Source organism: Pseudomonas sp. P39-UII1 (assembly GCF_039672635.1).
Lineage (GTDB): Bacteria > Pseudomonadota > Gammaproteobacteria > Pseudomonadales > Pseudomonadaceae > Aquipseudomonas.
In genome coordinates, this window is record NZ_JBDFPP010000010.1 from 166,265 (window position 1) to 190,046 (window position 23,782).

22 protein-coding genes are annotated in these 23,782 nt (G+C 64.6%); 10 read left to right on the top strand and 12 right to left on the bottom strand.

Going from position 1 to position 23,782, the window contains the following annotated elements; translation table 11 throughout:
- The 5 genes from ABEH27_RS15170 (at window position 1) to ABEH27_RS15190 (ending at window position 6,337) form a co-directional block, all read left to right on the top strand.
- Complete coding sequence (locus ABEH27_RS15170) at window positions 1-1,089, top strand: 4-oxalomesaconate tautomerase (protein WP_346614375.1); 1,089 nt, start codon at window positions 1-3, stop codon at window positions 1,087-1,089.
- 77 nt (window positions 1,090-1,166) lie between these two features.
- On the top strand, window positions 1,167-1,694 hold the full coding sequence (locus ABEH27_RS15175; protein ID WP_346614376.1) for a (2Fe-2S)-binding protein: 528 nt from the start codon (window positions 1,167-1,169) through the stop codon (window positions 1,692-1,694).
- Window positions 1,691-2,692 carry a xanthine dehydrogenase family protein subunit M gene (locus tag ABEH27_RS15180; protein WP_346614377.1) on the top strand — a complete coding sequence of 334 codons (1,002 nt, stop codon included), beginning with the start codon at window positions 1,691-1,693 and terminating at the stop codon, window positions 2,690-2,692. Before ABEH27_RS15175 ends, ABEH27_RS15180 begins: the two co-directional genes overlap by 4 nt.
- Window positions 2,689-4,890 carry a xanthine dehydrogenase family protein molybdopterin-binding subunit gene (locus ABEH27_RS15185; RefSeq protein ID WP_346614378.1) on the top strand — a complete coding sequence of 734 codons (2,202 nt, stop codon included), beginning with the start codon at window positions 2,689-2,691 and terminating at the stop codon, window positions 4,888-4,890. Before ABEH27_RS15180 ends, ABEH27_RS15185 begins: the two co-directional genes overlap by 4 nt.
- Window positions 4,891-4,990: 100 nt before the next feature.
- Entirely contained in the window at window positions 4,991-6,337 is a 1,347-nt protein-coding gene (locus ABEH27_RS15190) for a cation:proton antiporter (RefSeq protein ID WP_346614379.1), read from the top strand.
- A 29-nt stretch (window positions 6,338-6,366) separates the two neighbouring features.
- Here the strand turns inward: ABEH27_RS15190 and ABEH27_RS15195 are convergent, their stop codons facing one another.
- From ABEH27_RS15195 to ABEH27_RS15245, 11 genes are all read right to left on the bottom strand, one after another.
- Complete coding sequence (locus ABEH27_RS15195) at window positions 6,367-7,173, bottom strand: DUF3618 domain-containing protein (RefSeq protein WP_346614380.1); 807 nt, start codon at window positions 7,171-7,173, stop codon at window positions 6,367-6,369.
- Window positions 7,170-7,598, bottom strand: a complete 429-nt coding sequence (locus ABEH27_RS15200; protein ID WP_346614381.1) for a phage holin family protein — start codon at window positions 7,596-7,598, stop codon at window positions 7,170-7,172. The genes ABEH27_RS15195 and ABEH27_RS15200 overlap by 4 nt, the downstream gene beginning before the upstream one ends.
- Entirely contained in the window at window positions 7,598-8,197 is a 600-nt protein-coding gene (locus ABEH27_RS15205; RefSeq protein WP_346614382.1) for a hypothetical protein, read from the bottom strand. Before ABEH27_RS15205 ends, ABEH27_RS15200 begins: the two co-directional genes overlap by 1 nt.
- Window positions 8,198-8,492: 295 nt before the next feature.
- Entirely contained in the window at window positions 8,493-8,765 is a 273-nt protein-coding gene (locus ABEH27_RS15210) for a PepSY domain-containing protein (protein WP_346614383.1), read from the bottom strand.
- A gap of 66 nt (window positions 8,766-8,831) precedes the next feature.
- Complete coding sequence (locus tag ABEH27_RS15215; RefSeq protein ID WP_346614384.1) at window positions 8,832-10,778, bottom strand: response regulator; 1,947 nt, start codon at window positions 10,776-10,778, stop codon at window positions 8,832-8,834.
- Window positions 10,768-11,640: an ATP-binding protein gene (locus tag ABEH27_RS15220; RefSeq protein WP_346614385.1), complete on the bottom strand. Its 873-nt coding sequence runs from the start codon at window positions 11,638-11,640 to the stop codon at window positions 10,768-10,770. The genes ABEH27_RS15215 and ABEH27_RS15220 overlap by 11 nt, the downstream gene beginning before the upstream one ends.
- A complete protein-coding gene (locus tag ABEH27_RS15225) occupies window positions 11,633-12,649 on the bottom strand; it encodes an ATP-binding protein (RefSeq protein WP_346614386.1) in 1,017 nt (338 codons plus the stop codon). The genes ABEH27_RS15220 and ABEH27_RS15225 overlap by 8 nt, the downstream gene beginning before the upstream one ends.
- Entirely contained in the window at window positions 12,640-13,044 is a 405-nt protein-coding gene (locus ABEH27_RS15230) for an ATP-binding protein (protein ID WP_346614387.1), read from the bottom strand. The genes ABEH27_RS15225 and ABEH27_RS15230 overlap by 10 nt, the downstream gene beginning before the upstream one ends.
- Window positions 13,041-13,403 (bottom strand): STAS domain-containing protein, encoded by a 363-nt coding sequence (locus ABEH27_RS15235; RefSeq protein WP_346614388.1) that lies wholly within the window; start codon window positions 13,401-13,403, stop codon window positions 13,041-13,043. The genes ABEH27_RS15230 and ABEH27_RS15235 overlap by 4 nt, the downstream gene beginning before the upstream one ends.
- 4 nt (window positions 13,404-13,407) lie before the next feature.
- Entirely contained in the window at window positions 13,408-14,259 is an 852-nt protein-coding gene (locus tag ABEH27_RS15240; RefSeq protein ID WP_346614389.1) for an STAS domain-containing protein, read from the bottom strand.
- Window positions 14,260-14,441: 182 nt separating this feature from the next.
- Window positions 14,442-15,578: a helix-turn-helix domain-containing protein gene (locus tag ABEH27_RS15245; RefSeq protein WP_346614390.1), complete on the bottom strand. Its 1,137-nt coding sequence runs from the start codon at window positions 15,576-15,578 to the stop codon at window positions 14,442-14,444.
- A 31-nt stretch (window positions 15,579-15,609) separates the two neighbouring features.
- On the opposite strand from ABEH27_RS15245, the gene ABEH27_RS15250 reads away from it, so the two are divergent.
- The 3 genes from ABEH27_RS15250 to ABEH27_RS15260 all read left to right on the top strand — a co-directional run bounded on the left by ABEH27_RS15250 (window position 15,610) and on the right by ABEH27_RS15260 (window position 20,222).
- A complete protein-coding gene (locus ABEH27_RS15250) occupies window positions 15,610-16,629 on the top strand; it encodes an ABC transporter substrate-binding protein (protein WP_346614391.1) in 1,020 nt (339 codons plus the stop codon).
- Between the two features lie 59 nt (window positions 16,630-16,688).
- The gene (locus ABEH27_RS15255) at window positions 16,689-17,807 is read left to right on the top strand and encodes an aryl-sulfate sulfotransferase (protein WP_346614392.1); all 1,119 of its coding nucleotides are present in this window, start codon (window positions 16,689-16,691) and stop codon (window positions 17,805-17,807) included.
- 78 nt (window positions 17,808-17,885) lie between these two features.
- Window positions 17,886-20,222 carry a TonB-dependent receptor gene (locus tag ABEH27_RS15260; protein WP_346614393.1) on the top strand — a complete coding sequence of 779 codons (2,337 nt, stop codon included), beginning with the start codon at window positions 17,886-17,888 and terminating at the stop codon, window positions 20,220-20,222.
- A gap of 7 nt (window positions 20,223-20,229) precedes the next feature.
- On the opposite strand, the gene ABEH27_RS15265 is transcribed toward ABEH27_RS15260, so the two are convergent.
- On the bottom strand, window positions 20,230-20,994 hold the full coding sequence (locus ABEH27_RS15265) for a hypothetical protein (RefSeq protein WP_346614394.1): 765 nt from the start codon (window positions 20,992-20,994) through the stop codon (window positions 20,230-20,232).
- A 372-nt stretch (window positions 20,995-21,366) separates the two neighbouring features.
- On the opposite strand from ABEH27_RS15265, the gene ABEH27_RS15270 reads away from it, so the two are divergent.
- Complete coding sequence (locus ABEH27_RS15270; RefSeq protein ID WP_346614395.1) at window positions 21,367-22,209, top strand: IclR family transcriptional regulator; 843 nt, start codon at window positions 21,367-21,369, stop codon at window positions 22,207-22,209.
- A gap of 125 nt (window positions 22,210-22,334) precedes the next feature.
- Window positions 22,335-23,717, top strand: a complete 1,383-nt coding sequence (locus ABEH27_RS15275; RefSeq protein WP_346614396.1) for an MFS transporter — start codon at window positions 22,335-22,337, stop codon at window positions 23,715-23,717.
- Window positions 23,718-23,782: the final 65 nt, after the last annotated feature.

The window sequence follows — 23,782 nt, forward strand, 5'->3', positions numbered from 1 at the left end:
ATGGCCCAGACCCGCATCCCGTGCCTGCTCATGCGTGGCGGCACCTCCAAAGGGGCGTACTTTCTGGCAGACGACCTGCCCGCCGAGGGCGCGTTGCGCGACCGTGTACTGCTTGCCGTGATGGGCTCGCCAGACCCGCGTCAGATCGATGGCATCGGCGGCGCCGACCCGCTGACGAGCAAGGTAGCGATCATTCGCCGCTCGCGCCGCGAAGATGCCGACGTCGATTACCTGTTCGCCCAGGTGGTGGTGGACGAAGCGCGGGTGGACTACGGCCAGAACTGCGGCAACATTTTGGCCGGCGTGGGCCCATTCGCCATCGAGCGTGGGCTGGTGACGGCCACCGGTGCGTCGACCCCTGTGCGCATCTTCATGGAGAACACCGGGCAGCTTGCCGTCGCCCAGGTGCCCACCGCCCACGGCCAGGTGCAGTATGCCGGGGACACACGTATCGACGGTGTGCCTGGGCTGGCGGCGCCGGTGCTGGTGAGCTTTGCAGACGTTGCCGGCTCCAGCTGCGGCGCCCTGCTGCCCACCGGCAACAGCCATGACCTGATCGACGCAGTGCCCGTGACGTGCATCGACAATGGCATGCCAGTGGTGGTGCTGCGTGCCGAGGACTTCGGCATTACCGGCCATGAAAACCGGGAACAGCTGGACGGCAATGCCGCCCTGAAAGCACGCCTGGAGTCGATCCGCCTGCAGGCCGGCCCGCGCATGCAGCTGGGTGACGTCAGCCAGCGCAACGTGCCAAAGATGTGCCTGGTGTCAGCGCCGCACCAGGGCGGGGCAATCAATACACGCTCATTCATCCCCCACCGCTGTCACGCCTCGATTGGCGTGTTCGGCGCGGTGAGCGTCGCCAGCGCCTGCCTGATCGAAGGTTCGGTGGTGCAGGGGCTTGCGCGCATTACTCCAGGTAGCACGCAACGGCTCTCGGTCGAGCATCCCAGCGGCGAATTTACCGTGCAGATCAGCCTGCAGAACGGCGCGATCGGCCGTTGCGGCCTGGTGCGCACGGCGCGTCTGCTGTTCGACGGGTACGTTTGCATTGCGCAACAGGTCTGGTCGCTCGCCGATAAAACCTGAACGTTTGCCAAACACCTCCGGTCGCAGCAAATAGACGCAGCCGACTGCGCGATGCATTCCTGACCGTGAGGTTTTCCATGAGCGCGAACTCCCAAGCGGGCGTCGATGGGCATGCCATCAGCCTGACACTCAACGGCGTCCCCCGGTCGCTTCAGGTCCAGCCGTGGACGACGTTGCTCGACCTGCTGCGCGAGCAGCTGGACCTGATCGGCAGCAAAAAGGGCTGCGACCATGGGCAATGCGGTGCCTGTACTGTGCTGCGCGACGGCAAGCGTATCAATGCCTGCCTGACCCTCGCCGTGATGTGCGACGGCGCCGAGCTGGTCACCGTCGAGGGGTTGGCCGAGGGTGAGCAACTTCATCCGATGCAACAGGCCTTCATTACCCACGATGCCTTCCAGTGCGGGTACTGCACCCCAGGGCAGATCTGCTCGGCCATCGGCCTTGCCCGCGAAGGCCGGGCCCACACGCGTGAAGCCATTCGCGAGCTGATGAGCGGCAACCTGTGCCGCTGCGGCGCCTACAGCAACATCGTTGCCGCCGTGGAAGAGGCCCTGCCGCTGATGCGCGATGAGCGCGAGCCTGAAGGAGGGTCGCAGCCATGACCCCCTTCAGCTACCACAAGCCGTCCTCTGTCAGCGAAGCGGTCAATCTGGCGGACCACGCCTCGCGCTTCATTGCCGGGGGTACCAACCTCGTCGACCTGATGAAGGAAAACGTGGTGAGCCCCACCCGCCTGATCGACATCACCGCCCTGGCGTTGAACGGCATCGAGCAGACTTCAAGCGGCGGCGTAATGATCGGCGCACTGGTCAGCAACGCTGACCTGGCCTGGCACCCCTTGATCGAGCAGCGCTACCCGCTGCTGTCGCAGGCCATCCTCGCGGGCGCCTCGCCGCAGTTGCGCAACATGGCCAGCACCGGCGGCAACCTGCTGCAACGTACCCGCTGCTACTACTTCTACGACACCGGTACGCCCTGCAACAAACGTGAGCCGGGCAGCGGCTGCCCTGCACGCACAGGCCTCAACCGGATACATGCCATTCTGGGCGCCAGCGACAGCTGCGTGGCCACGCACCCCTCGGACATGTGTGTTGCCTTGGCCGCGCTGGATGCCGTGGTCCACGTGGAGGGCCGGGCTGGGCAGCGGCGCATCCCCTTCGCCGAGTTTCACCGGTTGCCGGGTGATACGCCGGAGCGCGACAACCAGTTGAGCGCTGATGAACTGATTACCGCTATCGAGCTGCCGCCCCCAGCGTTCGAAGCGCATTACCGTTACCTGAAGATTCGTGACCGCGCCTCCTACGCCTTCGCACTGGTGTCGGTGGCTGCCGCGCTCAAACTCGACGGCGACGTCATCCAGGACGCTCGTGTAGCGCTAGGGGGTGTCGCGCACAAACCCTGGCGAAACCAGGCCGTCGAGGCAACCTTGAAAGGCCAGGCGGTGTCGCCCGCACTGTTTGCACGTGCGGCCGACGCATTGCTGCAACAGGCAACGCCGCTCAAGCACAACGCTTTCAAGGTAGCCCTCGGCAAACGTGCGATCGTCCGTGCGCTCACAGAAGCCGCGGCCGGCGCCAGCACCTGCAGGACAGCCCCATGAACCGAATGAAAACTGTAGTGGGCACGCCCCTTGACCGTGTGGATGGCGTAGCCAAAGTGACGGGCAAGGCGCGCTACGCCGGTGAGTATCCCGAGCCTGGGCTGCTGTACGGCAGTGTGGTTTCGAGCACCATCGCCTGCGGCCGAGTACGCAGCATCGACAGCGCGCAGGCGTTGAACGTGCCGGGGGTGATCGCGGTGCTGCACCACGCCAATCGGCCACGGATTTCCAGCTATGACGACGATTACAGCGATGCCGACGCGGCCGAAGGTGCGCCATTGCGTCCACTGTTCAACGATCGTGTCCTCTACAGCGGCCAACCGCTGGCGCTGGTGGTTGCCGAGAGCCTCGAACTGGCGCGGCATGCCGGCTCGTTGATCCGCATCGACTATGACCAGGCAGGCCACCAGACTGACTTGCATGCCGTGCTCGACCGAGCCCACCCCGCCCCTGCTGAAACCCCCAAGCCCCGTGGCGATTTCGCCGGGCAGTATGCGCAGGCGGCCGTACAGCTCGACGCAACCTACGACACGCCCAACGAGCACCACAACCCCATGGAGCCCCATGCCTCCACGGTATTCTACAAAGCCGACGGCGCGCTTGAGATCCATGACAAGACCCAAGGCACGCAAAATTGCCAGGACTACCTGCACAAGGTGTTCGGCCTGCCCAAAGACAAGCTCAGAATCCTCGCCGCGTTCGTCGGCGGTGCCTTCGGCTCGGGGCTGCGCCCGCAGTACCAGCTGCCCTTGGCCGTGATGGCAGCCCTGCACCTGAAACGCTCGGTACGCGTGACCCTGACCCGCCAGCAGATGTTCACCTTCGGCTACCGCCCACGCACCCGGCAACGGGTCCGGCTGGGCGCAACCGCGCAGGGCAAGCTGCTGGCGATCGCCCACGATGCGATCGGCCAGACCTCGCGCTTCGAAGACTTCACCGAGCACCTGGTGGAGTGGAGCGGCATGCTTTACCAGTGCGACAACGTTGCGCTGAGCTATCGCCTGGCCCCGCTGGACGTGTACACGCCGCTGGACATGCGTGCCCCGGGCGCCGCGAGCGGCGTGATCGCCCTCGAGTGCGCGATGGATGAGCTGGCGTGTGCCGCGAACCTCGACCCAATCGAACTGCGTCGGGCCAATTTTGCCGCCAGCAATGGCAATGAAGGTAAACCGTATTCCAGCAAGGAACTGCTGGCCTGTTACGACCAGGGCGCCGCACGGTTCGGCTGGGGCGCACGTACACCGCAGCCGCGCAGCATGCGCACGGGTAACCAGCTGATTGGCTGGGGGATGGCTGGCGGTGTCTGGGAAGCGATGCAGATGAAGGCCAGCGCCAAGGCCCGCATCGACCGCCAGGGCAAACTGACCGTCAGCAGCGCCACTACCGACATCGGCACCGGCACCTATACCGTGATGACCCAGATCGCGGCGGATGCTGCTGGCGTCATGCTGCAGGACGTGACCTTCGTCCTGGGCGACTCTTCACTGCCGACAGCGCCTTTGCAAGGTGGGTCATTCACCGTGTCTTCGGTGGGCTCCGCCGTGCGCCAGGCCTGCCTGGCCCTGCGCAGCCAGGTGCTGGCGCTGGCACGCCAGGCCTTCCCCGCAATCGCTGCAACGCCGGCGCAGGCAATAACCTTCGGCGACGGGTACCTGCAGGCTGGCCAACACCGTATCGCCATCGCCGATGTCGTCGCCGGGTCTGCAGACGGAGCCCTTGAAGTACAGGTTACCGCCGAGCCCAGCGCCAAGCGTGAGCCATACGCCACGGCCACCCATTCGGCGGTGTTCGTCGAGGTCCAGGTCGATGAGGACCTTGGCACCATCAAAGTGACCAAGGTGGTCAGCGCGGTGGCAGCAGGCCGCGTGGTCAACCCGAAGACCGCCCGCAGCCAGATCCTCGGCGGTGTGGTGTGGGGCTTGGGCATGGCGCTGCAGGAAGAAACCCAAACCGACCACCCGCTAGGTCGATTTCTCAACCACAACCTGGCCGAATACCACGTACCGGTGCATGCCGATATCGCGGACATCGAGGTGATATTCGTTGAAGAAAACGATGACATCGTCAACGAACTGGGCTCCAAAGGGGTAGGCGAAATCGGCATCGTCGGCGTCGCCGCCGCAGTTGCCAATGCCATCTACCATGCCACCGGCAAACGCGTGAGGGAGTTCCCGGTCACTCTCGACAAGGTGCTATAGGGCGGCTGACCGGTGGTGGCCCGGCCAGCGGAACGGCGACTGGCCGGGTGGCGTTTGAACTACAGGCCCGGCGCCCGATTGCGCGGAGGCAACTGCACACATGAGCTTTATTGTCTGGGTCGCCATGCTCGGCGCAGTGCTGTTGCTGCTGGCGCTGACCGCCTCTTACCTGCGCTGGGTGCCGGTCACCACCTCGGTGGTGTGCCTGGCGCTGGGCATCGCCTTGGGCCCGAGCGGGTTGGGCCTGCTGCAACTGGACCTGGCCAAGGCCAGCGGCTGGATCGAGCACCTCACCGAAGTCGCCGTGCTGTTTTCCCTGTTTGTCAGCGGCCTGAAGCTGCGGCTGCCGTTACGTAGCCGCAACTGGCGAATTGCGTCGATGCTGGCCGGGCCGCTGATGCTGATGTGCATCGGTGGGGTCAGCCTGCTGCTGCATTACGGGTTGCACTTGAGCTGGGGGTTGTCGCTGTTGATTGGCGCGATTCTCGCCCCCACCGACCCGGTGCTGGCGACGCTGGTGCAGGTCAACGATGCGCAAGACTATGACCGCGTGCGCTTCAGTTTGTCTGGCGAAGCGGGCCTCAACGATGGCGTGGCCTTCCCGTTCGTGATCCTGGGCCTGTTGCTGCTGCAGAACACCCAAGGCGAACAATGGCTCATGGACTGGCTTGTCCAGGACCTGTTGTGGGCCGTGCCCGCCGGGCTGCTGTGTGGCTACTGGATGGGGCGCGGGCTTGGGTATTTCGCCCTGTACCTGCGCACCCGGCACGACGACAGCACCGTTTCGCCCAACGATTACCTGGCGCTGGCCTTGATTGCGATGGCCTATGTGTTCGCCGACCTGATCCATGGCTACGGTTTTCTCGCCGTGTTCGCCGCAGGCCTGGGCCTGCGACAAGCCGAAGTCCACTCCACCCCCGAGCCGCACGAGCCCGCCGAGCACCTGGTGCAGCCGGTGGTTGGCCATCAGCACGTGGCCCCCGAGCATGCGGTAAAAGGCGATGTTGCCGACCTGGAAGACACGCAAGTGGCGGCGGGCATCATGCTCGGCGACATGCTTTCGTTTGGCGGCCTGGTGGAGCGTGCGATGGAGGTGTTTCTGGTGACCTTGCTCGGCGTGGTCTTGCTTGAGCACTGGGACTGGCGGGCGTTGTGGGTCGCTGGGGCACTGTTCGTGCTGATCCGGCCACTCAGCACCCTGCTACTGCCTTTCGGCGGGCTGCTGGACGTGCGTCAGCGCGGCATGCTGGGGTGGTTTGGGATACGCGGGATCGGCAGCCTGTACTACTTGTTCTACGCGCTCAACCACCAATTGCCGCCGGACGTCGCGGCGTCCAGCACCAACCTCACCCTGTCGGTGGTGGCGCTGAGCATAGCGGTGCACGGGCTCAGCGTGCAGCCCATTCTGGCGCGATATCAACAGCGGGGTGCTCGCCCCGGTCGCTGATGCAACAGAGGCGAGCACAGCCTGGCACTTCAGGACGGGAAGCCCAGGCCCGCAGACAGGTCCGAATCCCCTGCCCTGTGGGTCCCGCTGGGCGCTTCTTTGGCCGTCGCTTCCTTCACCGTTTCCTTGACCGCCTGCTTGGCTTGCTCGCCCTTGGCTTTCAAGGTGTCGGTCAACCGGTCACTGCTGGCGCCCATCAGTTCGTCTTCCTTGCGGGTGCCAGGCAGCGCCGCCCCCAGCGCTGCGCCCAAGGCAATGCCCAGGGCGGCCAGCACCAACGGTTGCTCTTTGAGCAGATGATCGAACTGGCCTTTCAGTGCCGTGGCTTGTGCACTGACCTGATCGGCTGCACCGCGCAGGCTGTCAGCCGAGCCCTCGACCGAATCCCGAGCACCTCGGCCGATGTCACCCGCCCGGTCCCGCAGGTCATGGGCTTTGCCGCTCACGCTGCGCCCGGCATCGTGCAGCGCTTCACCCGCATGGGCAAAGGCGCCTTTTACCGCGTCGACCGCCTCGCCCAGCTTTTCACCCATACCCGGCCCGGTATGCGCAGGGCCGGGGTTGAACGGGCGGTTCTGGTTGAGGCCCAGCCAGGCCAGGCCCAGTACCGTCAGGGTGGTCGGCACCGGGTTGTTCTTCAGCGTCGTGCCCAGGTTATGGAAGAATTCGCCGCCATTACCCTTGGTGTAAGCGAGCATCTGGTCCATCAACTGGCCCGGGCTCAGGCGTTGCTCCAGGGCATCGACCAGGTCACTGATGTGCTCACGCTTGGCGTTGATTTCCTGCTCGAGCACGTCCGGGTCCTTGTGCGTGTCATGTTCGAAGGAGGTATTCATGGCAGTTTCCTCTTCAGCGCGTCCTTGTCCTGCTGCATGGCATGCAGCGTGCGGTCCGGGGCCAGTTGGCCGGGTTCGAACTGTTTCTTGCCCGACTGCAGCATGACAAAGCCGACGATCATGGTAATGGCACCCACGATCAACGCGGCCAGCCAGGGCGCGACGACCATGGCCAAGGCATACACCGCAGCCAGCAGCACGATGATGAAGCCCGCCAGCAGCACGATCGCGCCTGCCGCCACGGCAGCGGTGCCCGCTTTCAGGGTATTGAGGTTGTGCTGCAGCTCTGCCTTGGCCAGTGCCAGTTCTTTGCTGAAGAGTTCGGGTACTTCACGCATCAGTTGACGCAGCAGGCTACCGACACCCACGGCGTCTTCGATGGGGGTGTGCAGCGGGGGGGTGGCTTGTAGCGGGTCCTTGTTCATCATTCACCTCCTTTGAGCGGATCGCGGTCCAGGGGCCCGCCGCTTACCAAGGTTCCGGCGCCCATGCCGACCGGGTCGACCGGGGTATAGGGTTTGTGGGTGGCCACGTCGCTGGCGCGGTCCGGCTGGGGCGCCGTGCTGTGGTAGGGCTCGCTGGCACCATAGGCCGGGGCTGGGGAGGCAGCAGCCGGTGCATGGCTGGCGCTGGCACGCAGGAACCGCGACAAGGCGAAACCTACGGCCACGCTGCCGGCCAGGAACAGCGCAGGGTTGTCCCGCGCCAGGCGCGAACCTCTGTGCAGCAGGTCCTCAGCACTCTCGTGGCGGATCTGCTCGGCAAAGCTGCCGATATATTCAGCGGCCTGGCCCAGGTATTGGGAAAGCCCCAACGAGTCATTGCCTTCCAGTGCAGAGGCTGCTGACTGCGCGCCCTGCTTCAATGAGTCCAGCTGCTCGGCGGCGGTGTCACGGTAGTGTTCGAACTGCTCGGTGCCTTGCGCCTTCGCCTCGTTCAGCAGCGCGCCCGCTTCGTCGGTGATGGCGTGCAGGTGCTCCTGGGTATCGCTGGGGGGCGATGCTGAGTTTTGCTCGCGTTCCATGGTCATGTCCCTCGCAAGTGGTCATCCGGCGGCTGCCGGAATGTGTGCCTCTCACACGGGTGACGTGGTGCATGGGCTTGGAGTTCATTGAGAGTGATCGGCGACCGTTAGCTGTCGCGCCAAGAGCTTGCGGGGGGGTTACTGGTGCGCGGCCGGCAGCAAAAAGGCTGGGGGACCTTTCGCGGCACAAGGCCGCTCCCACACTGACCGCGCTATAACCTTATCTAGAGGGCATACGCGAACGCTGTGGGAGCGGCCTTGTGCCGCGAAAGGGAGCCGCAGAGCGGCCCCTGTATCAGCGATCCAGCTCGTCTTTGATGATGGTGCCGTTGTGCGGGTCTACCTGAAACTCATATTGCTTGCCATCAGCCTTCAGGCCCTCGCCTTCCCAGTGCCCGTCATCGGCTTCGATCTTGGTGATCTGGGTGTAGCCGGCGCCCTTCAATGTGGCTTCGGCCTGGTCCTTGGTGACCTTCCAATCAGCGCCGGGCTGGTCCGCCCAGGCAGCGGAAGCGCCCAGTGCACCGACCAGAGCCAGGCCGGTAAACAGTCGAGTCATCGCTTTCATTGCCAACATCCTTTTTTGTCGGGTTCAAGACTGCGACTCATCCAAGGCTGCGGCAGTTCCATCGGGTCAACTCACCAGGCCCAGCGTGCGCCCCACTTTGGCGAGCAGTTCGCTGGTCTGGAACGGCTTGATCAACAGGTCCATGCCCGTGTCGAGGAAGGCCTGGCGATCCAGCGCCGTCTCGGCGTAACCGGTCATGAACAGCACCGGAAGCCCCGGCCGGTAGGTTCGCGCCATGTCGGCCAACTCTCGGCCACTGATGCCCGGCAGGCCGACATCGGTCAGCAGCAGCTCGATGCTTGGGTCTTGGCGCAGGTGGTCCAGCGCCCGCTCGATGGTGTCGGCCAGGGTGCAGCGATAACCGGCATCGGCCAGCACCTCGGCCACCGACAGCCGCACCGAGGCCATGTCCTCGACCACCAGCACATGTTCGCCGCCCCCCTGCTGGTCGAGCTGTGGCCCGCGCTCCTCACGGGCCTCCTGCTGGTTGCTGGCCGGCAGCAGCAAGGTCACTTCGGTGCCCTGCCCGACTACGCTGCGCAATGCCACATGGCCGCCGGACTGGCGAGCGAAGCCGTAGATGGTCGACAACCCCAGCCCCGTGCCCTGCCCCACCGGCTTGGTGGTGAAGAACGGGTCGAACACTTTTTCAAGCAGCTCAGGCTCGATGCCACAGCCGTCATCGCGCACCGTAACCGCAACATACGGGCCGTCCTGCAGGTTGGGGTCACCGTGTGACCAGGTAGCGGCGGTGGTCACCCAGATACGCCCGCCCTTGGCCAAGGCATCGCGCGCGTTGATCACCAGGTTGAGCACTGCGCTCTCCAGCTGGATCGGGTCGACCAGGGCAATGGTCGGCTCGCTGGAAAGGGTGAGGGCCAGCACGATGCGCTCGCCGATGGTACGAGTAAGCAGCTCTTCCAATGACCGTACACGCTCGTTGATGTCCACCGGACGGGTGTCCAACGGTTGTTGGCGGGCGAAGGCAAGCATTCGATGGGTCAGCGACGCGGCGCTCATGGCCGAGCTGAGGGCCGCGTCGGCGTAGCTTGGGACTTTCTCCACGCGGTTCTGCGCCACGCGTTTGCGAATCAGTTCAAGGCTGGTGATGATGCCGGTGAGCAGGTTGTTGAAGTCGTGGGCGATGCCTCCGGTGAGGCTGCCCAGGGCGTCCATCTTCTGCAGTTGCAACAGTTGCGCCTCGGTCCGCGCACGCTGCGCCACTTCGCGGGCCAGCTGGGTATTGGCATCGTCCAGGCGCGCCAGGTGCGAGCGCTCGCGGTGGCGGTGTTCGGTGACATCCTCGACGAACACCAGGCACAGCCCTGGCGCGCGGTAAGGCGAAAGCTGCCATTCGGTGTCCCGTGGCTGGCCGCTCACGGTCATGCCCAGGTTGCCGCGCCAGCGCTGACCATCCGCCACATGGCGGCGCAAGGCGGCGATGGCGGCCTGCTGGTCGTCGCCGAAGCATTCCTGCAGCGCTTCGGGGTTGCGGTTGTCCTGGATCAGCTGGGCAAACGCCTGGTTGCACTCATGCACCTTGAGCCCGGCATCGAGCACGGCGATGGGCGCAGAGACATTGCTGAAGATCTCACGAAACCGGGCCTCGCTGTCGCGCAGCGCCCGCTCGGTATCGCGCACCCGCAACAGGGTACGCAGGGTCGCCACCAGCACGTCGGCATCCACCGGGTGCACCAGGTAAGCGTCGGCCCCGGCATCCAGGCCAGTAATGATATCGCCGCTCTGGATCGACGCCGCCGACACGTGAATCACCGGCAGCAAGGCGGTCGCCGGGTCTGCCCGCAGCAACCTGACGATGTCGAAGCCGCTCATGTCGGGCAAATTGACGTCGAGGATGAGCGCATCGATCGCTTCGCTGCGGATCAAGGCCAGGCCATCACCGCCGGTTCCAGCCTCCAGTACCTGATAGTCATGCAGCGCCAGGCGCCGGCGCAGCGCATAGCGCGTGGCGGCATTGTCGTCGACGATCAGCAGGCGGATGTCAGGGTTCATCAGTGCGCGCCTCGGGGGCCAGGGCCAGCGGGAGAGTGACGAAGAATGACGAGCCAACGCCGGGCGCGCTCTCCACGCCCACCTCGCCACCCAACAGCGCGGCGAAGCGCTTGCACAGCGAAAGCCCCAGGCCGGTGCCGCGCAGGCGTTTCTGCAGGGGCGAGTCGAGCTGGGCGAAGTCTTCGAACAGCCCGCCAAGCAGTTCGGGGGCAATGCCGATGCCGGTGTCGCTCACCGCAAAACGGACCTGGTTGCTGCCATGCAACTGCGCCGACACCCGCACTTCACCACGGGTGGTGAACTTCAGTGCATTGGAAATGAAGTTGCGCAGGATCTGCGCCAGCTTCTTGTCATCGGTATACATCTGCGGCAAGCCTTGCGGCTCTTCGAAGATGAGATCGACCGTGCCGGCGTCGACGATCGGGCGGAACATCCCGCGCAAGGCGGCAAACAGGTCGAGCATGTCGAACCAGGCCGGTGAAATGGTAAGCCGCCCCGCCTCGATCTTGGCCAGATCGAGCAGGTCGTCGACCATGTCGCTGAGTTCGCGCGTCGCGGTGCTGATAAACGCCACCTGCAACTGCTGCTCCTTGCTCAACGGCCCGTCCACCTCGTCGGCGAGCAGGCTGGTGATGCTCAGGATCGACCCCAGCGGCGTGCGGAACTCGTGGCTCATGTACGACAGGAAGCGGCTTTTCAGGTCCGATGCCTGGCGCAACTGCTCGGCCTGGATGTCCAGCTCGGCATACAGCGCCAGCACACCCTGGTTGGTGTCCTCGAGTTCGGCGCGCAGGGCCTGGTTTTCGGCGTGCAGGCGCGCTACGTCGGCCTGCGCGCTGCTGTCGGGGGTTGGCTCAGCCATGCACGGCCTCCAGATCGATGACCAGCACCGTCACATCGTCCCGCCCACGGCAGAAGTCGCGGTGCAGCACGGCGGCGATCACCGCCGGGTGGCGGTGAGCGAGGCCGGGGTAGGTTTGCAGGTTCCAGCGCGTTTGCAGGCCGTCACTGAACATGACCAACAGATGCCCCTTCAAGTGAGCGTAGTCGAACACCTGGCCCTTGCGGTATTGCCCGCCGACGATGCCCGGGTGCGAGGCCAGGCCCCGCGGGCGGTCGCCGCCCACCAGGGTGGCGCCGATATTGCCGATGCCGATGAATGCCAGGCTGTCGCGTTCCCCGTCGTACTGGGCGATCGCCACAGCCCCGCCGCGGGTACCACCCATGGCATGGTGCAACTCGCCGAGCAGTTGCTGAGGGGGGGTGAAAGGCGCCTGCACGAACGCATCCACGCCGGCCCTGGCCGCGCGCTCGGCTTCCTCGCCGTGGCCGAGGCCGTCGACCACCAAGGCGCTCACGCGCTGACCGTCCAGTGTCACGTGCCAGCTGTCACCGCAAGCCGGGTCGTCATGCAATGAATGCTGGCTCACGCCCACGCGGACATCCTTGCCCTGGTCGTCTTGCCGGTAAAGGCGTGCCAGCACCACGGCGCCCTGGGCGTCCGCATGCACATCGAACACCTGGGCCAGGCGGCTGACCGCCCCCAGGCCAATGCCCTGGGTGCCCCCGGTGGAATAGCCATCGACCAGGCAACTGGGCAGGTCGAAACCGTGGGCGCGGTCCACCGCGATCAGTTCGATCCCAGGCTGGCTGCCATGCGCCAGCACCCGCAGGTGCAGTTCACCGCGCTGGGCGTGCTTGAGCACATTGCTGGCAAGCTCGGTTGCGACGAGGGCCGCCCGGCCGGCATCGGCCGTAGCAAACCCATGCTGCTCGGCGAGCTTCTGCACGACACGGCGGGCGTGGCCAACCTGGCTGACATCGTCGAGCCGCAGGACCTGGGTAAGGCTTGCCGCCAGGTTCAGGCCCATCGGGTGATCGTTACCCGGGTACCTTGCCCGGGCGTGGTGTCCAGTTCGAATTCATCGACCAGGCGCCTGGCGCCGGTCAAGCCCAGGCCCAGGCCACCGCCTGAAGTCCAGCCATCGGTGAGCGCCAGCTTGACGTCAGCGATACCCGGCCCTTCGTCGCGGAACACCAGGCGCAGGCCAACCCGGCCGGCGTCCTCGATCACCGCCCAGTCCATGTCGCCGCCGCCACCGTACACCACGGTGTTGCGGGCCAGTTCACTGACGGCCGTGACCAGCTTGGTCAGGTCGACCAGGCGCATGCCGCACTCGCTGGCAACCTTGCGCGTGAGTTGGCGGGCCAATACCACATCCTGTTCGATACGCACCGGTTGGCTGCCGCTTTGGCGAATGGTCATGGGCGGCCTACCCGCTGGCGCAGCAGGTTCATGCCACGGTCGACATTCAGGGCTGTGCTGACCCCGGGCAGGGTCAGGCCGAGTTCCACCAGGGTGATCGCCACGGCAGGCTGCATGCCCACCAGCACGGTCTCGGCATCCATGATGCGCGACAGGCCGGAGATGCTGGCGATCATCCGGCCGATGAACGAATCGACCATGTCCAGGGCGGAGATATCGATCAACACGCCACGGGCCGAGGTCTGGTCGATCCGGTCGGTGAGATCGTCCTGCAGGCGCAGCGCCAGCTGGTCATGCATGTCGACCTGAATGGTCACCAGCAGGAATTCGCCCATTTGCAGAATGGGAATACGCTCCATCGGCTCACACCCGCTCGCCAGTGCTGGTACCCAGGCGCGACAGCGCCAGTTTCAGGGCATCGGCCAGGTTGGACTTGGTGGTCAGCGTGCCCAGGTCCAGGCCCAGGTGCACGATGGTCTGGGCGATCTGCGGGCGCACGCCGCTGATGATGCAATCGGCGCCCATCAGGCGGATGGCCGTCACGGTCTTGAGCAGGTGCTGGGCCACCAGTGTATCCACGGTGGGCACACCGGTGATGTCGATGATGGCGATTTCGGAGCCGGTGTCGACGATGCGCTGCAGCAAAGATTCCATCACGGTCTGGCTGCGCTGCGAGTCGAGCGTGCCGATCAGCGGCAGGGCCAGTACGCCCTCCCACAGTTTGACGACCGGGGTAGACAGCTCCAGCAGCTCTTCCTGCTGGCGCTTGATCACCGCCTCACGGTTTTTCTGGTAGGTGCGGATGCTGTGCAGGCCTAATGCATCGAGCAGCTGCGAAACTTCCCAGAGCTGCTCGGCGAGCAACGCCGGTTGCTCGCGGTAATGCGCCTGCAGCAGCGTGAACAGCGGGCCTTTGAGGGCAAAAATGAAGTAGGCAGTCTGGTGGGACTCTTGGCCGACCTGCGCACGGCTGGCAGATAGCTTCTCCAGAAAACGTCGGGCTTCCTCCCAGCCCGCGACACTAATCTCGGTACCACACTCGCTGCGCAGGCCGTCGATCACTAGCTGAAGAAAATCCCGGGTTTCCTGACGCAGGTCCTGCTCACGGATATTTCGCGTGGCGCCGTTGGCTTCGAGTGCGGCCAGCCATTCCCCTAGCAGTTGCGCCTGATTGCTGACAATCGCTTCCAACGTGCTGTTCTGCAGTGCTGCCATGTGCGGTTCGCTCCTGAAAATGACATGCCGACTGACCGATGATCATGGCGGCTTCGAGAAGTGACAGCCGGCGATGAAAATAGTTGTGGTCTGGTTCGATAATTTCATTGCGCCATCTAGCGTGCCGCTAACTTTAGGCCAAGTTCACCGGCCGCGTGGCCTGTCGCGCGAGTCAGCCGTGATCAGTTGGCAATGCGCGACAGCCCGACCAGCACCGCTTCATCGTGGCGGTAGCCAGTCTGGCCCTGCATTGGCGCCTGCCCTTCCAGTTGCCGGGTGCGCGCCCGCGAGCGATAACCCAACGGGCTGATGCCAAGCTGGCGCTGGAAGCTGCGGCGCATGCGCTCTTCGTTGCCAAAACCGGTGGACACCGCAATGCGCTTGACGGGCTCGGCGCTGGTCTCCAGCAGCCGGCAGGCCGCTTCCAGGCGTAGCGTTTCGACGGTCTGGGCCGGTGTGCCGCCGGTGGCTGCAACATAAGCGCGGGCAAAATGCCGGGGGCTCATGCCGAAGCGTTCGGCCAGCCGCTCGACGCGCAGGTCGCCGCCCAGGTTCTCTGCCATCCACGCGTGCAGGCGCACCAGGCGCTGATCCCGGTCGGTGCGCAGGGCGTCGCTCTGGGCCTTGAGGGTGGCGCTCAGTTGCGACTGTTCTGCAGAGCGGCGCAGGAACACGGTGAAGTAGCGGGCAAGGGCCAGCGCGGCATGGGGGCCTAGGTCTTCCTCCAGCAAGGCCAGGCCCAGGTCGATGCCTGCTGCGGCGCCGCCGCAGGTCCACAACCCTTCATCGCGCAGGAACAGCGCGCTGCGCTCCACATCCAGGCTGGGGTAACTGCGCTGCAGGTCATCGGCGAACTTCCAGTGGGTGACCACCCGCCGCCCCTCCAGCAGCCCTGCCGCGGCCAGGGCGAAGGCCCCCGTGCCCACCGAACAGACCCGCCGCAGCGCCGGAACACGGGCACGCAGCCAGTCGATCACACCGCTGTTCTGTTCAACAACAGTAACGCCAGGGCCGCCGATCACGATCAGTGTGTCCACCGCCTCGTCGCCACCGATATCGGCAAGGGCTCGGGTTTGCACGACGATGCCAGAGATGCTTTCGATCGGCCCGCCTGCCGGCGACGCCAGCACTACCCGGTAAGGCGGCTGCCTGGCGAACGCGTCGCCCAGCACGCGCGCGGCGGCCGCAAACACCTCCAGCGGCCCGGCCGCGTTGAGCAGCAATGCCCCTGGAAACGCCAGCACCAGCACCGTACGCGGGCAGCCCATGGCAGAAAAGGAGGGGTGTTTGGCATAGTGGCGCAGCGGTTGCCTCGACATACTCAAGCCGTCCGATGATTCGAGAGCCGCAATGATGCACACAAAGCCGAGCCTGACCAAGCGCCTGCACACCCTGCTCTTCAGTGCGCTGGCCAGCCACCTGCTGCTCGCAGGCCAGGTGCAGGCCGAACCCTCGGCGCTGGCAGGCCAAAGCCCGGCAGCGCTGGCCGAGGCGCAGCTGAAGGTCGGCGACCAGAGCGGCCTGACGCGCGCGCTGCTAAGCGCCGCTGGGGAAGACCGCGCGCTGCCGTATCACCTGGCCTGGCGCCCCTTCGTCGCTGGCCCGCCGCTGCTCGAGGCGCTGAACGCCGGGGCCATCGACGTAGGCGTGGTGGGCAACGCCCCACCCGTCTTCGCCCAGGCTGGCCACGCTCAGGTGCGTATCGTCGCAGCAGCCGAAGGCGCGCAGAACAACAATGCCCTGCTGGTCCCCGGCGACTCGACCGTTCAGCGGGTAGCCGACCTCAAGGGCAAGCGCATCGCCGTGGCCAAGGGCACCAGCGGGCACTACCTGCTGCTCGCCGCCCTTGCCCAGGCGGGGCTGGGCAGCCGCGATGTAGAGGTGGTGTATGCAAGCCCTGTGGACGCGCAGAACGCCTTTGCCGGTGGCCAGCTGGACGCCTGGGCGGTGTGGTACCCCTTCGTTGGCCAGGCCATCGCACAAGGCGCGCGGCGCTTGCTGGACGGCAGCCCGTGGCCGGAGACCGGCCTGAACTTCACCCTGGCCAGCGAGCGTTCGTTGGGCGACCCGCTGCAGCGCGCACTGGTCGGTGACTTTATCCAGCGCCTGGCCAGGGCACAGGCCTGGGCCAGCGCCAACCCCGGGCCCTGGGCCGAGCAGCTGGCGCAGGCCACGCGGCTGCCACTGCCGTTGGTGCAGGAGATGCTCGACCATCAGCAGCTGCGCTTCGTACCGCTGGATGACCGGGTCAGCGCACTGCAACAGCGCCTGGCCGATGCCTTCGCCCAGGCCCGCCTGATCCCCCGGCCGGTGCAGGTCAGCGACTTTTTCGACCCGCGTTACAACGCCCTGCTGCCCAGCGCCCACTGAACCCGTTTCGCCCGCCTGCCGCCCCACGCGGTACGGCGGCGCTCACCCTGGAGAAACCCATGTCACGACTCGATACCACCACCCTGCGGCGCCACGCCACCGGCCTGATCGCCGTGGACGAACAACGCTCTGCTGGCGGCTACACCCTGTTCGCCCCGCAAACGGCAGGCGGCAAGGTCTTTTTGATCGACCTGCAAGGCCGCGAAGTGCATCGCTGGGCGCTGCCCCAGCGCCCTGGGCGCGATGCGGTGCTGCTGGCCAACGGCAACCTGGGCTACAACGGCAACCACCCGGACTCGGCAGATCGCTTCCCGGGCTGGTCGGTGTGGCATGGCGGCCAGTTCAGCGAGGTGACCCCGGAGGGCGAGATCGTCTGGCAGCACACCGACCTTGCGCACCACCACGATGCCCAATGGCTGGCCAACGGCAACCTGCTGTACACCACCGCCGAACCGCTGCCAGTGCACATTGCACAGCGGGTGCTGGGCGGCATCCCGGGCAGTGAAGCCCCCGGCGGCGTGATCTACGGCGATGTGGTGAAAGAAGTCGACCGCGCCGGCAACCTGCTGTGGGAGTGGCGCAGCTGGGAGCACCTGGCCCCGGAAGACTATCCCCTGCACGACTGTTTCGAACGCTACCACTGGCCGATGACCAATGCCGTGACCCCAGCCAGCGATGGCAAGGTGCTGCTCAGCCTGCGCAGCGTGTCTTCGGTGATCTGCGTGCAGCGCGGCAGCGGCCGTGTGCTGTGGCGCCTGGGCCATGACCTGGTGGCGCAGCAGCATTGCCCCAGCGAGCTGGAAAACGGCAACGTGCTGGTGTTCGACAACGGCATTTCGCGGCCGCATGTGTCGATGCCGCATTCGCGCGTGATCGAGGTCGACCCGGTCGAGCAGCGCATCGTCTGGCAGTATGCCGATGCCCCCGGTTACGCGTTCTTCAGCCCGTTCATGGGCGGTGCCCAGGCGCTGCACAACGGCAACGTGCTGGTCACCGAAGCCAACTTTGGCCGCCTGTTCGAAGTGACCCGCACAGGTGACGTGGTGTGGGAGTACATCAACCCGCATTTTGCCGCCTACCCGGACGCCGCCTCGCGGGCCTACCTGCCCGGTGAAAACAACGCCATCTTCCGCGCACACCGTTACCAGCGCCAGGACATCCCCTGGCTGCGCGACTGACCCCTACCCCACCCCCAACCGTTGATCACGCTTACGCAAACCACGCGCAGCGAGGTCCATTCATGCCTGGAGTTCATGATGACCACGCCCGTTCCACACCTCGCCTGCGCGTGCGCCTTGCGCATGCTGGCCCCTTCCCTGCTTGCCCTGGCCTGCGCGCCGCCGGTATGGGCCGCCCCCGCTGACAGCACAGCCGTAAACACCGGCGCCGCGGCCAATGACACCACCCTGCGCACGGTCACTGTCACCAGCCGCCGACGCAGCGAAGATGCGCAGTCGGTGCCTGCCGCCATGACCGTGCTCTCGGCGCAAACCCTCGATGACCAGCGCCTGTATCGCCTGCAAGACCTTCAGCAGGCGCTGCCCAGCGTCAACGTCGCGTTCATGCACGCCCGCCAGTCGAGCCTGTCGATTCGCGGGCTGGGCAACAACCCGGCCAGCGACGGCCTTGAAGGCAGTGCCGGGATCTACCTGGACAACGTCTACCTGGGCCGCCCGGGCATGGCCGTGTTCGACCTGCTGGACATCGACCAGCTGGAGCTGCTGCGCGGGCCGCAAGGCACGCTGTTCGGCAAGAACACCACTGCCGGGGTGCTGAACATCAGTACCCACAAGCCCACCTTCACCCCGGAGGGGCGCGTGTCCAGCTCGTTGGGCGAAGATGGCTACGTGCAGAGCCAGGCAAGTGTCTCCGGCCCGTTGAGCACGACAGTGGCCGGGCGCGTCTCGGCGTACCGCACCCGCGAGAACGGCTACGTGAAAAACGATTTCGACGGGCATACCCTGGGCGGCGGCACCCGCCAGGGCGTACGCGGCCAATTGCTGTTCGAGCCCAACGAAGCGTTCAACGCACGCTGGATCGCCGATTACAACGAAGAAGCGTCCAGTGCCGGAACTCGCTCGCTGTTCAGCACCGGGCCGGCCATCAACGGCGTCAACCTTTACCAGCAGCGCGCTGACGCGGTCGGCGCGACACTGGCGCACGGTCGCCACGTCAACCTGGACGCAGACCAACGCGTAACGGTGTTCCAGGGGGGGACCAGCCTGGAAGCCAACTGGACCACCCCCGGCGACTACACCCTGACATCGGTCAGTGCCTACCGCTGGTGGGATTTCACCCCACGCAACGATGACGAACTGAACGTGCCGGTGATGTACAACGTCGGCCAGTCAGCGCGCGACGAGCAATACAGCCAGGAGCTGCGCCTGGCGTCGCCGTCGGGTGGCACATTCGACTATGTACTGGGGGCGTTCTACTTCCATCAGGCGATGCGCAACAAAGTGTTCACCGCCTACGGGCCACTCGCCGACACCTGGAACGGCACGCCCCAGGGCGCGCTGAACAACGTCACCAGCATCGGCCACGGGCATGTCGATACCGACAGCTTCGCGCTGTTCGCCCAAGGTACCTGGCACCTTGCACCGCGCCTGGAATTCACTGCCGGCGTGCGCGGCACCTACGAGGCCAAGCAGGCACGCGTTACCCGCGATGCGCCGGTTGGCGGTGTGGCCGTCGACGGTCGCGCTGCCAACGTGCGCAACGCAAGGCTCGGCGCCTACGACTCGGGCGACCTCAACCTGTACAGTTTCAGCCCCTCGGCGCTGCTGAGCCTGAGTTATCGCTTCGATGAACAGGTGATGGGCTACGTTTCGCTGTCCCATGGCGAGAAGTCCGGCGGCGTCAACCTGTCAGTGGCCAGCGCCCCGGTGGCCGGCGCCGATTCGCTGCTGATCGGCAGCGAGCGCGCCAATGATGCCGAGCTGGGGATCAAGAGTTCGCTGTTCGACCAACGCCTGCAACTCAACGCCAACCTGTTCTGGACGCTGGTGCACGGTTACCAGACCAACGCCTACGACGACGTCAACCTGACCAGCTACCTGACCAATGCGGGTGCGGTGCGCAGCCGTGGCGCCGAGTTCGAGGCCACCATTCTGCCCGCAAGAGGGCTGACGCTAAACTTCAACGGCGCCTTCAACGACGTGCGCTACCTCTCCTACCCCGACGCACCCTGCCCCGCCGAGGTGGCACTGCAGCCGGGCGCGCCGGCGTCCTGCGACCTGGGCGGGCACGCTGTGGTCGGCGCCTCGAAGTGGACCTTCAATGGCAACGGCACCTACGAATGGCAACTGCAAGCGCTGCGGCCCTACGTGAATGCCAGTTACGCGTTCCGCTCCCATGCCGTGGGCACGGTCGACGACTCGCGCTACGCACAATTGCCGAGCTATGCGCTGGTGAATGTATCGGCAGGGCTGCGCGGCGACCTTGGGGATGGCCAGTGGGACGTCTCGCTGTGGCTGAAAAACGCCTTCGACAAGACCTACTACACCACCTTGTGGAACTCGCCCAATGGCGCCTACACCGGCGTGCTGGGCACGCCGCGCACGCTGGGGGTCACGGCCCGCTACGACTTCTGAGGGCGGCTCAACGCTTGTCCAGCACCTTCGCCAACACGAAGGTCGCCACCACCGCAAGCACCACTGCGGCCGAGATCGACGGCACAGTCCCCAGCGCTACGATGGTGCTTTTCACAGCCAGGTAGAAGCCCAGCACCCCCACCGCGCCAATGGCGTTGCCACGCACAATGGCCCCCAACTCGTGGTGCCCGCCCTGAACGTGGGCGAACACCGCGAGCGGCCAGGCAATGATCGGGATCGGCGCCAACAGCCCGCTGGCGACCGGCCCGAGCCATTGGGCACTGGCGGTGATCGCCGCCAGCAGCAGCGTTGCCGTGAGCATGCGCATCGGGATCACCCAGCGTGGCAACGGCACGACGTTTGCGGCGTGGGCCTGTGCCTTCGTCGAAGTGACGACGATGATCAGCGTCAGCAGCAGCACCGTCACGCCGACCGACAGCGCCACCTCCCCTATCCGGCTCATTACAAAGGCGCTCGCAGCGTAGACCGCCAGCGCCGCGATGCAGCCGGTAAGCGCACCCACGCGGCGCGTCACCAGGAAGTAGAACAGGTAAGTCGCCTGCACCGCAGCCAACCCCGCCAATGCCCCAGGCACCGCCTGCAACGCAAAGCCCGGCCCTTGTTCAAGGCTCAGAAACAGCATGACCAGCGCGGACGTCACGGGCAGCCCGGAGAGCAGCCCGCCAATTTGCGTACCCCAGCGCCTGGCCGCCAGCGAGATGGCCAGCATGAGTGTGGGGGTGATGAGGAACTTGAGATAAAAGACGGTCATCGGGAGCTATGTCAGTTCGCAGAGAAGGGAGCCTGATGTGCCAGGCAGGCGGCGTTGGGCGCCCCATGCTAATTGAACTGGGGTGACATGACGCGATTTTTAGTGGGAGGAAGCGCGTGGGCGATCCGCGCAGAAGCCGTCGATGACGCCAATGGCACGCTGGTTAAACTAATGAAAATAAAAGCATTAATACCGTCATACGGTACAGGGTTTAGACCACGCGACGCATAGCCTAGTGCGCTGCTTATTCACTATCAGAATAGAAAAGAGTTCAAGCGATTAAAAATCGAATAGATCGTTAGCAGACTAAGTGATAATCTAAATGAAAGAAAAATATTTCGCAATCCGAAAAAACAAAAAAGGTGCGAAGCCATGGATAAAGTCGTTAAACAAGTTGCTCCCGGCACTACCGCCATGAAGGAACTGGATGACAAGAAAGCACGCAGTACTGTGCAATCGCTGGCAAAAGGTTTTCGGGTACTGGAGTCGTTCACTGCCGACAATGAAGAGCTCACGCTGAGCCAAATCGCGGCAGCCGCTGAGCTCGACCCCGGCACCACGTTCAGGATGCTCAATACCCTGGTGGACCTGGGCTATGTCTCCAGGCTGCCAGAGAGTCGCCGTTTTGCCTTGACGCTGAAAGTGCTCGACCTTGGCTTCCACGCCATTGCCAGAACAGACCTGCGCAGTATCGTGCGCCCCATTCTGCGGGGCCTGGTCAGCGAAACCCATGAGGCTGCAAGTTTCGCCGTGCTGCAGGGGGCCGACGTGCTTTACCTGGAGCGAGTGCGCGCAGGCATCACCCGCCTCGGTGTCGATATCCGAGTCGGCACCACGGTCCCCGCAGCGCAAACCGCTGTTGGCCGTGCGATCCTGGCCTTCCTGCCAAAGGCTGAGGTGGAACGCATCGCCCAATTGCAGCCTTTGATGCCTTTCATCATGAAACCGCAAGCGGATGAACAACGACTTTCGGACACCCTGGAACACATTCGTGAAAACGGCTACGTGCTGACTGACTCCCTGTTTACCGAAGGCTTGAGAATACTCGCAGTGCCGGTGTTGGATATCGATGGTTACCCGGTGGGTGCTATCAGTATTGCCGCGCCGGCGGTCCGTTGTACCGCCGAAGAACTGAAAGTTCGGGCGTTGGAAACAACGTTGGCGGCCGCCGATGCCATTGGCAAAGCACTGCAAGCCAATGGAAGTGTCGGCTAAGCCACCGGCGCGCCTGTATCGAAACAGTGCTGAAACTGCAGCGGTAAACCCGATTGCTGAACAATAGACAGCGGGCTCTGCTCGTCCCTGATAAAGCTAACAACAATAAAGGACACGCTATGTTGATGCAGCAGGAAGTTGAAACATTGCCCGACAAGGTCAAAAGCCAGGCGAACATCAGCGCACGGCTTGAACGGCTTCCAATCACCCGTCAGGTGTTCTGGGCACGCAACATCATTGGCGCCGCCACGTTCTTCGACGGCTATACCATCATCGCAATTGCCTATGCCATGCCGGTATTGGCCAAAGAGTGGGGGCTGTCCGGCGCACAGATCGGCATGATTCTCTCAGCCGGCTACCTGGGCCAGCTGTTCGGCGCGTTGATTTTCGGTTGGCTTGCCGAGCGCATCGGGCGCATGAAGGTGCTCACCTTCACCATCCTGTTGTTCGTGGCCATGGACGTTGCATGCCTGTTTGCCGCCAGCGCCGCGATGATGATCGCCTTCAGGTTTATCCAGGGCATCGGCACGGGTGGCGAAGTGCCGGTGGCCAGTGCCTATATCAACGAGCTGATCGGGTCGAAAAAACGCGGCAAGTTCTTTTTGCTGTACGAGGTGATGTTCCTCCTGGGCCTGGTGGGTGCAGGCGTCATCGGCTACCTGCTCGTCCCCGTGTATGGCTGGAAAGCCATGTTCGCGGTGGGCCTGGTACCGGCCGCACTGCTGATCCCGTTACGGTTCTTCCTCTTCGAGTCGCCGCGCTGGCTGGCTTCCAAAGGGCGGCTTGAGGAAGCGGACCAGATCGTCAATCGGCTGGAGGACAGCGCCATCAAAGCTGGCAAGGTGCTGCAGCCGCCCGTTGAAGTGCCACAGATTCAGCGCACCCCGGATGCCCAGGGCTGGAAGGAACTGTTCCGGGGCATGTACCTCAAGCGCTCGCTGGTGATCTGGGCGATGTGGTTCGGCTCTTACATGGTCGCCAATGGCCTGATTACCTGGCTGCCCACCTTGTACCGACAGCACTTCAACCTGCCGCTGGAAACCAGCCTGGCGTATGGCTTCATTACTTCGGCAGCCGGTGTGGTGGCAGCGGTGATATGCGCCCTGCTCATCGACAAGGTAGGGCGCCGCCGCTGGTACGTCGGGGCATTGTTCCTCGGTTCAGTGCCATTGGCCCTGCTCACCTTCACAGGGGCAACGGCCCCCCTGCAGATCCTTGCCCTGGCGGGCCTGGCATATGCCTTGGTACAAACCGTGACGTTCTCACTGTACCTGTACTCGGCAGAGTTATACCCCACTCGCCTTCGCGCACTGGGCACCGGTGTTGGCAGTGCGTGGCTCAGGTTGGGTTCCGCCACAGGCCCATTGATCGTAGGCCTGGCAGTAGGCGGTGGCGGTGTCCACTACGTGTTCGGCGCATTCGCATTGGTTCTGGTTATCACAGGCTTGATGACATCGCTGTTTGCCATTGAAACCAAGGGCCGCATTCTGGAAGAACTCTCACCCTGAAACTAAACACTCAATGTTTATAAAACCGTAATTACCTGCAACACCGAAGTTCAGATCCCAACTTA